Annotated in this window: 14 protein-coding genes; 10 read left to right on the forward strand and 4 right to left on the reverse strand. The window is 34.7% G+C overall.

The window, feature by feature from the left end:
* The first annotated feature begins 117 nt into the window (after positions 1–117).
* From RUH95_RS19850 to RUH95_RS19885, 8 genes are all read left to right on the forward strand, one after another.
* On the forward strand, positions 118–918 hold the full coding sequence (locus RUH95_RS19850) for an ABC transporter ATP-binding protein (protein ID WP_313894644.1): 801 nt from the start codon (positions 118–120) through the stop codon (positions 916–918).
* On the forward strand, positions 875–2,041 hold the full coding sequence (locus RUH95_RS19855; RefSeq protein WP_313894657.1) for an ABC transporter permease: 1,167 nt from the start codon (positions 875–877) through the stop codon (positions 2,039–2,041). The genes RUH95_RS19850 and RUH95_RS19855 overlap by 44 nt, the downstream gene beginning before the upstream one ends.
* Positions 2,041–3,030: an ABC transporter ATP-binding protein gene (locus RUH95_RS19860; RefSeq protein WP_313894645.1), complete on the forward strand. Its 990-nt coding sequence runs from the start codon at positions 2,041–2,043 to the stop codon at positions 3,028–3,030. The genes RUH95_RS19855 and RUH95_RS19860 overlap by 1 nt, the downstream gene beginning before the upstream one ends.
* A 41-nt stretch (positions 3,031–3,071) precedes the next feature.
* On the forward strand, positions 3,072–3,836 hold the full coding sequence (locus RUH95_RS19865) for an ABC transporter permease (protein ID WP_313894646.1): 765 nt from the start codon (positions 3,072–3,074) through the stop codon (positions 3,834–3,836).
* 223 nt (positions 3,837–4,059) lie between these two features.
* Entirely contained in the window at positions 4,060–4,407 is a 348-nt protein-coding gene (locus tag RUH95_RS19870) for a cytoplasmic protein (protein ID WP_313894647.1), read from the forward strand.
* Positions 4,408–4,459: 52 nt separating this feature from the next.
* Positions 4,460–4,897, forward strand: a complete 438-nt coding sequence (locus RUH95_RS19875) for a hypothetical protein (RefSeq protein WP_313894648.1) — start codon at positions 4,460–4,462, stop codon at positions 4,895–4,897.
* Between the two features lie 366 nt (positions 4,898–5,263).
* The gene (locus tag RUH95_RS19880; protein ID WP_313894649.1) at positions 5,264–6,499 is read left to right on the forward strand and encodes an MFS transporter; all 1,236 of its coding nucleotides are present in this window, start codon (positions 5,264–5,266) and stop codon (positions 6,497–6,499) included.
* Positions 6,500–6,818: 319 nt separating this feature from the next.
* A complete protein-coding gene (locus RUH95_RS19885) occupies positions 6,819–7,841 on the forward strand; it encodes a glycoside hydrolase family 15 protein (protein WP_313894650.1) in 1,023 nt (340 codons plus the stop codon).
* A 193-nt stretch (positions 7,842–8,034) separates the two neighbouring features.
* Here the strand turns inward: RUH95_RS19885 and RUH95_RS19890 are convergent, their stop codons facing one another.
* From RUH95_RS19890 to RUH95_RS19900, 3 genes are all read right to left on the reverse strand, one after another.
* Positions 8,035–8,232 carry a hypothetical protein gene (locus RUH95_RS19890; protein WP_313894651.1) on the reverse strand — a complete coding sequence of 66 codons (198 nt, stop codon included), beginning with the start codon at positions 8,230–8,232 and terminating at the stop codon, positions 8,035–8,037.
* Between the two features lies 1 nt (position 8,233).
* Complete coding sequence (locus RUH95_RS19895) at positions 8,234–8,401, reverse strand: YvrJ family protein (RefSeq protein WP_313894652.1); 168 nt, start codon at positions 8,399–8,401, stop codon at positions 8,234–8,236.
* Between the two features lie 302 nt (positions 8,402–8,703).
* Complete coding sequence (locus RUH95_RS19900; protein WP_313894653.1) at positions 8,704–8,877, reverse strand: hypothetical protein; 174 nt, start codon at positions 8,875–8,877, stop codon at positions 8,704–8,706.
* 521 nt (positions 8,878–9,398) lie between these two features.
* On the opposite strand from RUH95_RS19900, the gene RUH95_RS19905 reads away from it, so the two are divergent.
* A complete protein-coding gene (locus RUH95_RS19905) occupies positions 9,399–10,706 on the forward strand; it encodes a helix-turn-helix domain-containing protein (RefSeq protein ID WP_313894654.1) in 1,308 nt (435 codons plus the stop codon).
* Position 10,707: 1 nt separating this feature from the next.
* Positions 10,708–10,839: a hypothetical protein gene (locus tag RUH95_RS19910; protein ID WP_313894655.1), complete on the forward strand. Its 132-nt coding sequence runs from the start codon at positions 10,708–10,710 to the stop codon at positions 10,837–10,839.
* 554 nt (positions 10,840–11,393) lie between these two features.
* Here RUH95_RS19910 and RUH95_RS19915 read toward each other — a convergent pair.
* On the reverse strand, positions 11,394–12,794 hold the full coding sequence (locus RUH95_RS19915) for a glycosyl hydrolase family 18 protein (RefSeq protein ID WP_313894656.1): 1,401 nt from the start codon (positions 12,792–12,794) through the stop codon (positions 11,394–11,396).
* Positions 12,795–13,522 lie beyond the last annotated feature (728 nt).

Raw genomic sequence — 13,522 nt, forward strand, 5'->3', positions numbered from 1 at the left:
TTGAATGGCGGTTACTACCGTTTGTTCAAAGCCTTTTTTCTACTCTTAACAAGGATTTAACATGGAATGGTATACACTAGTGACAAAAGATGAGTAAGTGAGATTGGAGCTAAGTAAATGTTTGAAATAAAGAATGTATGTAAAAAATATAACGGTGAATTTGCCTTGAATAATATTTCTGTTGCGATAGGAAAAGGGCTTAATTTTATTGTTGGTGCTTCGGGTAGTGGAAAAACGGCCTTGCTTAAAATCATAAGTGGCATGGAGCAGCATTTTGACGGGGATGTTTCCTATAGTGGAAAAGATATCAAGGCATTAACAAACGCAGAGAAAAGCTATTTTTACAACAATGTTTTTGGTTTCGTTTGGCAAGATTTTAATTTACTTGAGGAGTTAACTGTGCTTGAGAATGTATTGTTACCTCAGTATTTAAAAGATGGTCCAAAAAACAAGCATGCGGAAAAAACACTGAAAGAACTTAGAATTTACGACATTGCGGGTCAAAAAGTAAAATCTCTTTCAGGTGGACAGAAACAACGTGTTGCTATTGCACGTGAGCTTATGAAAAATCCACAGGTCATTATTGCGGATGAGCCAACAAGTGCTTTAGATGAAAAAAGTTCGAAGATTACAATGGATATTTTAAGAGAAATTTCAAAAAAAAGGACGGTTATCATTGTAACGCATGATACCTCTTTGATTCGCGATAAAGATAATGTTTTTGAGCTTGATAAAGGAGAACTGATTTCTGGAACGGGCAACAGTCTTGCTCAAACGCCAGTAGCCAATATGCAGGGCAAGTGCTTTTACGATAGCTTGTACAGGGATAAAAAGGAATATTGGACGCTTTACAGTATCGATACTTTCGCTTGTGATGGCGGCAATATTACTACTTACAACATTGGGTGGGACAATTAGTAGCAGAAGTCAAGAAGCATTCGATGCGCTATTTGATACGTATGGTGAAGGGGTACTGGATATTAGTATTGTAGGGAGCTTTACAAGTGCTGGAGGAGCAGATGGCAATGAAGATGAAAAGCCAAATGCCGATGTAACGCAAGATATCGGTGGCTTATATGATCAATATGCGAATGATAAGCGTGTTGCCTTTGCAGCTTTTTTACAAGCTCTTGATAATATTTCTGTTACTGTGGACGGGGAAAACTACAACGTGGAAAAAACGGGTAGCGTTCCTGTAATAAATAAACTCTTAACGGGAAAAATGCCATTAGGTAACGAACATGAGGTAGTTGTTCCTGAAAGTTTTGTAAAATCATTAGGAATTGAAAACAAGCAAGCTGTTGGGAAAGAAATTGATTTTAGCGTTTCTATTTATAATTGGGACACAGGTATCCCGGTACTCAAAGACGCTGAAATTAAAGCTACTATTGTAGGAGTTGCAGACACATCAGCAGTTTATGAATATGAAGGTCAAATGATGGAATATAGCGTGGATGACTCCTTCTTTTTTAGTAAAACAGCTCTTGAAGATTTGAGAAACCAGACAAATATTAAGGGGAATGAATCAAATTTCCTTATTCGAGCAGAAAGCCCTGTAGATATGATTTCAATTAAAGATGAACTAAACGAACAAGGCATCGCCCCTCTCGGTAGATTTGAACTAGTCGAAGATATTACAAGATTAAATACACAAACAACCGAGCAAACGGGCTCTGCAAATACGATTATAGGATTATTATCAGTTGTTATGCTTATTGCTATTTTCCTAATTACGGGTGTTATGAGAAAACGAGAATATGCAATTTATAAAGTTAGCGGATTTAACAACCGTCATTTGAACTTGTTGAATTTAGTAGAAACGTTAACTTTAGCTGTTACTGCAATTTTGATAATGCTTGTAACATCTCTGCTAATTAATTTAGCTACTGAAGCATTGTTTTCAGTGAATATGCTTACTGCAAAAATACTATCTACAGGAATGCTTCTGATACTTGGTGTTGCCGCTATAGCTTCTGTTACAACTGTCATAACGTATGTGAGAACAAATATAGAAACAGCTTTGAAAACAGGGGACCGATAATGATACAGATTAAAGATGTTACAAAAAAATATGCAAATTCAACTATTATTGACGACATAAATTTTACGTTTCCACATACAGGACTAGTGTGCTTGCTAGGCGCATCAGGTAGTGGCAAAAGCACTTTGTTGAATATACTTGCAGGTTTTGATAGCGATTATAGTGGTGATATTTCCGTTTGTGGGACATCCGTTAGCCAGATGAATGAGGATGAGCTATGCACTTACCGCAGAGATAATATAGGCTTTATTTTTCAAAATTACCATCTATTAAGTGGATATACTGTTCTTGAAAATATCATGCTAAACTGTGAGTTAAATAGTTTAGATGAACAAAGTAATGCGAACAATGCTAAAGAATTAGTAAATAGACTCGGTATAGCAGAAAAGGTAAATGACAAAATCGAAAATCTGTCAGGTGGTCAAAAACAAAGGGTTGCTATTGCAAGGGCTTTAATCAGTAATCCAAGAATCATTTTAGCGGACGAGCCGACAGGTGCGCTCGACCGTACTAATTCGACTGAAACAATGTCTTTACTGAAAGAGATTTCAAAGGATCGATTAGTTATCGTTATTACGCACGACAAAAAAGTATGCAATTTCGCAAATGAAGTGATTTCAATTGAGGATGGTAAAATTGTTGCAAAAGATGCGGATACTCGATTAGATAGTGATCACATACAAAATCTCTCGATTAAGCCAGCTGTAAAAGTGTCATCTTTCAAGCGAGGACTAAAAAATTTTAAGGTGCATTTCAAACGCTATGTTGCTATAATTTTAGCGATTTCCATTGGTATTTTTTGCTTTATACTGTCCTTGTCTTCGGGTAACGTTATGCAACAATCAATAGTGGATTTCAAAACGAAAAACACTGCATTTAACAATGGTTACATCAAAATAGAGGATGAAAAAACTGTTTTAGAATTGCTACAATCCGATGAGGGGATTAAAATGTTTACCGCCAATTCAAGATTACCGATGTTAATCTAAGTATTGGTAATACCAATGAAACAATGGTAGAAAAATACCCAATGCCGAAAACAACTGAAACGATGTCGTATGGCGTGATGCCGAAGTGGGAAAAAAATGAAATTGCTTTAACTCCAAGTCTAGCTAAAAAGTTTTCAAGCAATATTAGCGATTTAGTTGGGAAAGAAGTAACACTTGAATATGGACTAAAAGAGTATAGGTTAACTGTGAGTGGTATTTTTAATGCAGGGTATGATGATTTCTTTGTCAGTTCTGATGTTGAACAGAAGTTTTATGCAGATATTAAGAATGAGCAAGTTTATTCCATCAGCTATGATGTGAAAGATTTTGAAGAGATTGTTTCAGTGAGTCAAATGTTTAGTGAAAAAGAAATTGATAGTAAAAATGCATCTATTGAAGTAGGTGCTTTGCAAAATACGTTTAAAAGTCTAAGCCGTTTATTTCTTATCGTTTCAATTTTGATTTTAGCAATTGCTTTATTCATTAGCATTGTATTGCTTGCTAAACTACAAGGTTCAAGATATAAGGAATTGGGGCTGTTATCTGCATTAGGGTTTAAGAAAACGACCATTCAAAGAATTGTTATAAGTGAAAATGTACTTTTATCTTTTATGGCAGCAATTTTCAATGCTGTGCTGATCGGTGGTGCATATGTCATTGGAATGATTATTGATTTAACAATGACCGTTTCACCATTGCAAATTTTTGTTTCCATTTTATCTACAGGATTTGTAGTTATAATCATTAGTGTTTTAGCGAGCCAGAAGCTCATTCATACTGAGCCAGCCGTTGCTTTAAGGAAATAAAGTATTTTCGTATTCTATAATTAGGTCAACCCGTCTAACTTGCTTTTAAAGTTAGACGGGTTGTTTTTATATTGGTTTTGATAGAAGTTGCATGAAAAAGTGTAAATTGGCTTGCTCCTTTTTAAAATAAGTTTACTGCTCTTTTTGTCATGGTCATTGGATTTCCTATTCATGAAGAAATTAGTATATACTGAAAAGTATAAATAATCATGGAGGTGTTTGCATGTTTTATAGAAGGAAATTTTACATTGTAAAAAATGATTTTGTTGATAATTTCAATGAACATTTTAATAAAACCAATTTACCTAACCAACTAAAGCATGGAGCCCGTTTAGTAGGAAGATGGATGAGGGATAACAAAGATAATACTGTTGAAATTTTTGCGATTTGGGAATATGGCAGTTATGAGGATTACATAGAAATAGAGAATAATGTCAGAGGTGATGGACCTCACGTTCAACGAGTGAAAGACTGGTATGAACAAAATGGTGGAAGAGATCATGTTTACAATCATTATATATTAGAAGTTAGTAACGAAGAATTAGTGTCCACGGTTCATTTAGGTAGTTAAATAATGCTTCCTATATATTCAATTTGAAACATCTCTAAGAGGAGGGAATTCAGTGCACCCGATCGAGTTAATCGAATTGATGATTGTTGGTGGAATTCTGTTTCTTATTTTATTTGTTTCTATTATTCTTAAAGGGAAATGGAAGAAGTCTTTTCGGAGACTTGCTATTGTATACCTTGTGTCGTTTGGGATATTTTACTTCATACGTCCATACTGGATTGATTTGCAAATTGAAAGAAAAGAAGCTTATTTAACGATATATTTGGAGGATCAATACCCAGGAGAAACATGGGAGTTTTCGACAGTGCCGCATCGTGAAGATGGCTATGAGCATATAAATCCATACGTTATTGGTGTTGTTTTCAATACGGAGCCAAAAGTGGAGTATGACTATTTTATAGGTAGGAAAGATGACATTATGCAAACAGGTTATTCCACTCAAAATGAAATCCAAAGTGACCTATTACATTTGGAAGTTTTTGAAGAGTAATTGTAGTTTGATGTGCTTGACATAAAACAGAGTTACACGAACAAATGATCTTTAAATATTATTCATTGTATAGTAAAAAAAGCTATGGTAAAATGAAATTCACTTAAAGAAATGGAGGTTTTCCTTTTGACAGCGTCTATGAGACTAAGAATCCAATCTTTGAACCGTTAATTGAATAGGGGCAAATCTCTGCTTAAGTGTGGAGTAAATGGGATTAGTCTGTCTTTTAGGAAAACTTTATTTAATGTTTATCAAAAAAGAGAGGGTGCATCTACCCTCTTTTTTGTTGTCTAAAATAATAGGGCAGTAACTTTTCGATTTACTTTTCAATGCAGAAAATAAACAGAAAAGGTCGTGAAAATAAATATGGATTATACAAATTGGAAAAGGAATATTATTGTCTTTTTAAGTAGCCAGACGGTATCACTGTTTGGTTCTTCACTCGTTCAATATGCGATTATGTGGCATATTACGCTGACTACAAAATCAGGAATGATGATGACGTTATTTATATTATGTGGATTCATCCCTACTTTTATTTTATCACCTTTTGCCGGAGTTTGGGCAGATCGATACAACCGAAAGATGCTCATTATCGTATCAGATGGACTAATAGCATTTGCGACTCTAGTGATGGCCATTATTTTCTTAATGGGTTATGAGTCCATTTGGTTATTGTTTGTTGTCGCAGCGATTAGAGCGGTCGGATCAGGTATTCAAGGTCCAGCAGTAGGTGCTATTTTGCCTCAAATTGTTCCGGAGGATAAATTGACAAAGATAAACGGAATTAATGGCAGCATACAGGCGATTACTATGTTTGCATCTCCTATGGTGAGTGCGGCATTGTTGACAATGGCTACATTAGAAACTATTTTCTTTATTGATGTAGTAACTGCTGTAATCGCAATCGGAACTTTGCTGTTTTTCTTGAAAATTCAAGTACATGCGAAGGCATCCGAGGCTCAAACGACAAGTTATCTTACAGATTTTAAAGCCGGTTTAGTTTATATTAATAACCATGCTTTTTTGAAAAAGTTCTTTCTGTTTTTCGCATTGTTCTTTATATTGATGGCGCCAGCAGCATTTTTAACTCCGCTGCAAGTGACTAGGAGTTTCGGCGATGATGTATGGCGATTAACGGCAATCGAAATCGCCTTTTCAGTTGGCATGATGGTAGGCGGGGCTATAATTGCTTCGTGGGGAGGCTTTACCAATAAAGTGCATACGATGGCAATTGCCAGTATTGTAATGGGAATTTGTACAATGGCACTTGGGGCTATTCCGATATTTTGGGCTTACTTACTGTTCATGGCGATATTCGGGATGGCAATGCCAGTCTTTAATACGCCGACGACTGTGCTCATCCAGGAGCGAGTTGATAGCGATTACCTAGGGAGAATATTCGGTGTGTTTGGAATGATTGCCACATCCATGATGCCAATAGGGATGCTTATTTTCGGACCACTTGCAGATGTGGTCAAAGTAGAATGGATTTTATTTGGCACAGGGCTGTTTATGGTAGTACTTGCGTTGATACTCGGAAGAGATAAAGTACTATTAAAAGCAGGAGAGCCTGTTGTAATTCCAGAGTCGACTGATTAAACTTATGATACCTTGAGACGGTTAAATCACCGTTTTAAGGTATTTTTTTATGAAATACTTTATAACTGCATTGCTCTGTTGAAGTAGCTCAATGCGAGATAATTCCGGGGAAATCAATTTTAATTTTCGATGGTAATACAATTTCTCATGATTGTTGTTTTGAATTAGGTCTGATTGCTTTTCCAAATAACAATCTACTACATAAAATATAAATAATTAGACTTCTACACCTTTATGTAGAAGCGTTTTCAATTTGTCTATAATAAATGCCAATGATTAACAATCAATGTATAGCAATTATTAAAAGGAGGTCTCGTATATGAAAATCAACAATGCAATGGAGGTTTTAGATCGAATGCGTCTACCGAATGGCGCATATACTGCCAGTGTTTCGAAAGACTACGATTTTGTTTGGATACGTGATGTCGTTTACACGGTTTTACCTTTTTTGCAAAGCCAAACGGAACGGTATGAAAAAGCATATCATGCCTTATTTGACCTTTTTAAAACGTACGAGTGGAAAATTGACATTCATCGTGAAAATAAACCATTTTATCTTTTTGAATATATCCACTCACGGTATTCCACCGATTTAAAGGAAATGAGCCAAGAATGGGGTCATGCACAGAATGATGCAATAGGAGCCTTCTTATGGGGAGTGGGGATGGGAGTTAGCAATGGAATAAAAGTTATCCGTGATGACAAAGATATCGCTATAATCCAGAAGCTAGTCGACTATCTAGAATGCCTTCAATACTGGCAAGCAAAGGATAATGGAATGTGGGAAGAGAGTATGGAACTGCACGCTTCAAGTATAGGGGCATGCGTGGCAGGCTTACGTGCAGTGAAAATGCTCGTAATTGTTAAGGAGGAACTGATTCAAAAAGGAGAAGATGCGCTACGTTTTATTTTACCGCGGGAAAGTGAAACAAAAGAAACTGACTTATCACTACTTTCACTGATCTATCCGTATCGTATAGTTGAAAGGGAAACGGCGCTTAAGATAGTCGAGATGGTTTCCGAGCACTTGGAGCGGACAAATGGCTGTATTCGTTATGAGAACGATAAGTATTACAATGAAGGCAGCGAAGCAGAATGGTGCTTTGGATTACCTTGGCTAGGAATGTGCTACTTTGAACTGGGCATGTATGATAAGGCTTACGAATATGTAATTAAAACGGAACGAATCGTACCGGCCAATTGGGAAATCCCTGAATTATATATTGGTGGAAAAAATGTGCCAAATGGCAACACACCATTAGCATGGTCTGTATCCCTTTCCTATGTATTTTTAAAACGTATGCTCAATATGTCTTCTTCACAATTGACAGTAAATGACTGATCTTTAGATACAGGTTTATATTTGTAGTGACAATATAATTTTATTCCTTGCTTGCATGGCGGTTCTATTTTGAATAAAAATCCAATAGAAAATAAATTAACCCCATCTAAATACAGATGGGGTTTTTTCAAATAATTTAATTACATTACTAATAATAAAATATTCACCCCTTCATAAAGTACGCCGCTAGGAACTAAATTAGCTGTTCATCTCTTAAAAGATCAAAAAAACCGGGACAATCTTGATGGATATTATTCTTCATTATTTTAATGATGCGTTCGATTAAATCTTGTTCAAGGTCTTCACGGTTGTCATAGCTTGTTTGAAATAATACGTTTTTCAGTTTTGGTTCAAGTTGTTTTAAAATCGATAGAAAATCATATTCATCCATATTATTCTCCTTTCTTTTTTTCTATAGTGTTCACAACATTTTCCATACTATGGATCGCGTTAACAATAGAGTCTATTTTATTTTCAAAACGATGCAATAGATAAATAGTAACTACAATTGGAAATCCAAAGTTGCCAATTAATTGTACGATGTTCCCTGCATCAATCATAATCAAGCTCCTTTCTTGTAGTTTTTATTACATTTCTTGTTTTGGAGACAGATTGAGGTGTAATTCCTAAATATTGAGCGACGTCTTTATCTGTCATTTGCTTAACGTAAACAAGTGAAAGTATTTCTTTCTATTTGTTACTTTCCTTAAACAATTTAATAAGTTATCGCAAGATATATGGCCCAAAATATCTTCAGAAAGACCAAATGAATCTGAAAAAGATTTCTCATTAGTAAATTGAGGTAATATCTAAATTATTCGTAAGGGTAAGTTGGTTTCGCTACCTATATGTTCGCAACTTTTTATCGAAATGTACTACTTTTATCAGATGAGACATAATTCTGGATGCTCGGTAAAATCCCTTTAATCGGTAATTTAATTTCTTCTGAATTGGTTGCATAAAATTCCTCAACAAGTGCTCGGTTTGCGGGACATCTTAGGAACTCTTGAAGGATTTTCTGTGTTTCGTGCTTCATATTATCACTCCTCCATAAAAAGAATATACGTTCTGATTTTGTTGTGTGAAAAATAATGGTTATTCTAAGATGTATCTTGTCCAATAAAGGGTATTTACTAGATATTTTAACAACCACTTTTAAAATATTTTAAATGAAATGTAATGAATGAAACAGGAGACTGTTTACTCAAAATCTAATAAGAGGTCTGCTTGTCCAATATTAATTTATTTGCAAAAAAAATTTATATCTCCCCTAAATATTACTAAAAAATGGACAATATTAGAACAAAAGATGGTTGGGAAATATTGTTCTATTTATGTGTTTATTTGTACATAAATCTAGTGTATTTCATGAAAGAAGGAAATTTTAATATTAAATAATAAATATAGGATATCTTGAATATAAATGTACTATAACGGTCTACTAAGTAGCTCAAACTCATATCTACTAACTGTCGTAAGATGTCGAACGATTTATAAAGGTATTTTTCCTTTGTTATCGAATTAATGTATGTACTACATTCATAAGAGGTGGGGAAAATGAGTAGTTTAGGCTTTATCATCAAACAAGAGAGATTAAACCAAAATATTAAACAGACCGTATTGGCAAAAGGTATCTGTTCAACGTCCTATCTCAGCAAAATTGAGAATAATTCCACAGTACCAAGTGAGGAAGTAAAAAATCTCTTACTAAATAGACTAAATTTAGAAATTAGAAAAGTGTCAAACGAAGAGGAAAATAAGTTCTTAGATGCACTTTATGAATTGTATAAAAACGGAATCATTTTGAGAGATAAGAAGTTCATCCAAGTATCATTGCAAGAACTCTCTATGCAAAATATCCATTTGTTGCAATTAAAAAATTTTTATACGTATAACCTATATAAGTTTCGGTTGATGTTAATTTTGAATGAAAAGTTAGAGTACTTACAATTGACATACGAAGCGATAAAAAAAATGGAAGAACATTTTGATGACAAGCAAAGATTTATTAGTAATTTAAATCTTAGCCTTTATTATTATTTGAATGGTGATTATTACAAAGCACTACACCAATTAGAGGGCTCTCTGAAATTCATTAATAGCATATCAAATGAGGAATGGGAGGTGGCAGATTATCATCATGTGCTGAGCTTGATTTGTTTTAAATGTAATGAATTTTTTAACACGATTAAATACGCATCCAAATCATTAAAGTACTATAAAGACAATCTCCTATTTGAAAGAGCTATTGATAGCTATATCGTTATGGGGATGGCGCACAAAAAAATGAGGAAATACGAGGAAGCAGAAAAGAATTATCAATTAGCGGGGAAATTAGTGAAAGATTATAAAGTGTTTAACTATGAAGGGATGGTTTATCAAAATATTGGTTCATTACATGCAATTCAGGAAATTCACGAGAAAGCAATTGAGTATTATGAGCTCAGTTTAAAAAGCAAGGAAGAGAACAATAATGTGGAAGGATATTTAATAACGATCCTTTCCATTATAAAAGAGTATTCCAAGCAAGCTAATCATATAATGGTCCTTAGATGGTGTAAAAAAGGCTTTGAAGCTTTGAAAGAAGATAAACTTAAACTAAATAATGAGAACGATTCCTATTATTGGCACTTAGAAATATATAGAACATATCATTCTTTTACGGATGATCTGGAACAGGTCCTAAAGAAAAGTATAAATCATTTCGAATTGGTTCACGATGATCGTCATGTACAAAAGTATTCTATTTTATTGGCAAATTACTACTTTGAACAAAACAAGTTTAAAGCAGCTAATTTATATTATCAAAAATCAAATCAAATTCTATTTAAACAACATTTTATAACGAAATGGGAGGATATGTGAAATGAAAAAGAAAAACGTATTATTATGGATATCTTTAGCTTTACTATTAAGCTTAAGCATTGCACCCAAAGCGATTAATGTTGCTGAAGAAGAAGCCCCTAGACCAACTTCTATTAACAGTAAATTCTTTTGATAAACTACTAGTCAAACTTGTTCATACTAACTCACCAGCTTAAAGGTAATTGAAGCTGGTGAGTTTCTTTGAGTATAAAGTAAATTTGTAATGGAGATAAATGGGTTTTTATATAAAGCATTTGCTAGTTCTCAAGTATGTGTGTCTTGTGGCTATCAAAAAAAGACGTTAAGAATCACAATCTTCGTGTATGTGGCTGCTTTCTTGCGGTACACACCATGACAGGAATAGCCTAAATCAATTAGGGTTCTTTAGAGCCTCATACTTAGGAATCTCGTGATTTCAATCGCAAGTAGTTCAAAGATAGTACAGTAAGCTTTGTAATAAAAGCAGTAGCAATAGCAATCACTGAAAGTATTTATACATTCCTTCACGAGGAAAATAATGTGCAGAAATCTTCAAACGATTGATGATAGTTTACGTAGTTAGTCTAAATATTTTACTACAGCATTCTACAGCTGTTTACCTGCTTATATTTATAAAAAAGCTTTTAGAACGGACTCAGGTTACTAAAAGAAGTGTACTATGTTTTAAAGCATATATCGTACCCAGTTTTATTTATTGAAATGGTATACATCCCAAATATCAGGTGTTTCAGAACCAATATACCAAGCAGCTGTACCGCCTAGGTTATACGAGTTAGCTAGGTTGATACGAAGTTTGATAGATTGTTTGTCCTCCACCCATATCTGGTGCTTCTCCCCGTTGGCAGTATATTCTACATAATTTTGCTGAGCATGTTGATCCCAAGCTTTTTTAATACCTTTTGAGGAGATAATTTGCTCCACCTCACCCATTGTACGGTCGATACTTTTCACTTTTTTTGTCTTTAAATTTGTGACCCATTCCCTTGTGTAGAAGGGTACTGCCAAGATGATTTTGTGAGATGGTACGTCTTTCATTAAAAGTTCAACGCCTTCTTTAACCCATGGTATAGAAGCTACAGACCCCGCTACTGGACTGCCTCCCCAATGCTCGTCATAGCCCATCATAATTATATAATCAGCAACCTGACCTAATGCTTTACGGTCTAGGCTTCCAGACCAAAAAGGATCGATATTTTCTCGAGTAACGTCAACAGATACTTTAATTCCATGCGGCTGAAGTGCTTTTTTAAGTTCGGTTACGAATCGTACAAAATCTTGCTTGTTTTTCGGGTCGATGTTTTCAAAGTCTACATTGATGCCATCACTTTTTGTTTGTACTAAAGAATTTTTAAGCGTCGACACTAATTTTTGACGTTTTGTAGTATTACTTAATACGGAGTCAGTCAAAACAGGATCGAATTTATTTCCAATTAATGGCCATACTTTCTTGCCCTTGCTATGTGCATCCTTCAGGTATTTTGTATCGGCTTTAATGGAAACAAAATTTCCTGTATTGCTTAAGGTATACCAACGGGGTGAAACCACATTTAAATTCGAATGGTTCAATTGTTGTGCATAATTTTGAGAATTTCCATTATACTTCCAACCCATTACGATTCGTTGCTGATGCTTTTGTTGTAAAAGTGATTTTTTAACCCAACCTTTTTTACCACCTAATAACTGAACTTGTACGTAATAATCGGGAATGTATAATTTTTGTCCTACAAGTAGGTTTGAAGAGGACAAATTGTTCAATTTGGTTAAATCATTATGAGTAACTCCATACTTGTTGGAAATTTTCCATAAAGTATCTCCTTTAAGTACCGTATATACTTTATATTTTTGAGGAATTACAGTATGGATGTTAGGGCTAGATGAATCTCCTGATACTGTGGATAGAACAGGTAATTCTTCACCCTTGTTTAAAGTGGTGATAACGCTTGATCCTTGTTTAGGGTGACTCAAAACTTTAGTCTGATCTATTAGAACAGTTCCGATTGAAAGCGAATTGCCGGCAGCCTCACCTATTGTAGGTACAAAATTTATTAAGAAAATCAATATAATAAAACTATGAAGTGTTTTTTTCACTTAATCTCATTCTCCTATATTCTGAATGAAGTAGAACAACTTTCATAGGTTACTATGAATTGAAATTAATAGATACAGGTACTTTGTGGTAAGAAGACCAATGATTTAATGTGCTTCCACGCCTGTTGCTTAATCATTTTATTCAATTTTGTATTTCCGTTCGTTTTCTAGGTAACGTGCGTCTTAACGGTAGTTTCCGCTAGGATTTAATCTGTAGGGAGGACGCTTACCGTGAGGCGGGCGGTGAGCCTCCCTTTCGCTTCAATCCATTGGGGCATGTTACTTAGGTAGGAGGAAAGTCCTGTTTTTGCGAGGGGAAACGATCATATTTCTATGTTGAGCAAAATAGACCTTCTTAACGAACAGCTATTATAGCTTTGCTGCGCTAGGCAACAAGTGTTTCGCATTTTATATAGGTTAGTAATCATGGCAGCCCATTTATAAAATGTATGATATTCCATCTAGCAAGTAACGAAAAATTTGCAATTTGCACTTGTTACATACTTTTAGCTTCTCATTTTCCACACTGCTTATTTAGTGAAAGTTTCAGGGGATTTTCGCAAGTTTTCACAAGCAATATTCTTAGTTGGAAGAGCATTCATTCGCCCTCTCTCTTTCTAAGAAATAGTTCCTCCATTCTAAACAAGGAGCATTTTTTTTTGCGACGAGTAATCGCAGGAGCATTCTTTTTTGCGACGAGTAACCGCAGGAGCATTCTTTTTTGCGAC

The organism is Psychrobacillus sp. (assembly GCF_032154225.1).
In the GTDB taxonomy this organism is placed as follows: Bacteria; Bacillota; Bacilli; order Bacillales_A; family Planococcaceae; genus Psychrobacillus.

What these genes read in the sequence shown, in the direction of transcription:
- RUH95_RS19890 (WP_313894651.1), bottom strand. Translation starts at nt 8,232, where the DNA reads ATGGATGAATATGATTTTCTATCGATTTTAAAACAACTTGAACCAAAA.
- RUH95_RS19910 (WP_313894655.1), top strand. Translation starts at nt 10,708, where the DNA reads ATGAAAAAGAAAAACGTATTATTATGGATATCTTTAGCTTTACTATTA.
- RUH95_RS19850 (WP_313894644.1), top strand. Translation starts at nt 118, where the DNA reads ATGTTTGAAATAAAGAATGTATGTAAAAAATATAACGGTGAATTTGCC.
- RUH95_RS19870 (WP_313894647.1), top strand. Translation starts at nt 4,060, where the DNA reads ATGTTTTATAGAAGGAAATTTTACATTGTAAAAAATGATTTTGTTGAT.
- RUH95_RS19880 (WP_313894649.1), top strand. Translation starts at nt 5,264, where the DNA reads ATGGATTATACAAATTGGAAAAGGAATATTATTGTCTTTTTAAGTAGC.
- RUH95_RS19865 (WP_313894646.1), top strand. Translation starts at nt 3,072, where the DNA reads ATGCCGAAAACAACTGAAACGATGTCGTATGGCGTGATGCCGAAGTGG.
- RUH95_RS19895 (WP_313894652.1), bottom strand. Translation starts at nt 8,401, where the DNA reads ATGATTGATGCAGGGAACATCGTACAATTAATTGGCAACTTTGGATTT.
- RUH95_RS19855 (WP_313894657.1), top strand. Translation starts at nt 875, where the DNA reads ATGGCGGCAATATTACTACTTACAACATTGGGTGGGACAATTAGTAGC.
- RUH95_RS19885 (WP_313894650.1), top strand. Translation starts at nt 6,819, where the DNA reads ATGAAAATCAACAATGCAATGGAGGTTTTAGATCGAATGCGTCTACCG.
- RUH95_RS19905 (WP_313894654.1), top strand. Translation starts at nt 9,399, where the DNA reads ATGAGTAGTTTAGGCTTTATCATCAAACAAGAGAGATTAAACCAAAAT.
- RUH95_RS19900 (WP_313894653.1), bottom strand. Translation starts at nt 8,877, where the DNA reads ATGAAGCACGAAACACAGAAAATCCTTCAAGAGTTCCTAAGATGTCCC.
- RUH95_RS19860 (WP_313894645.1), top strand. Translation starts at nt 2,041, where the DNA reads ATGATACAGATTAAAGATGTTACAAAAAAATATGCAAATTCAACTATT.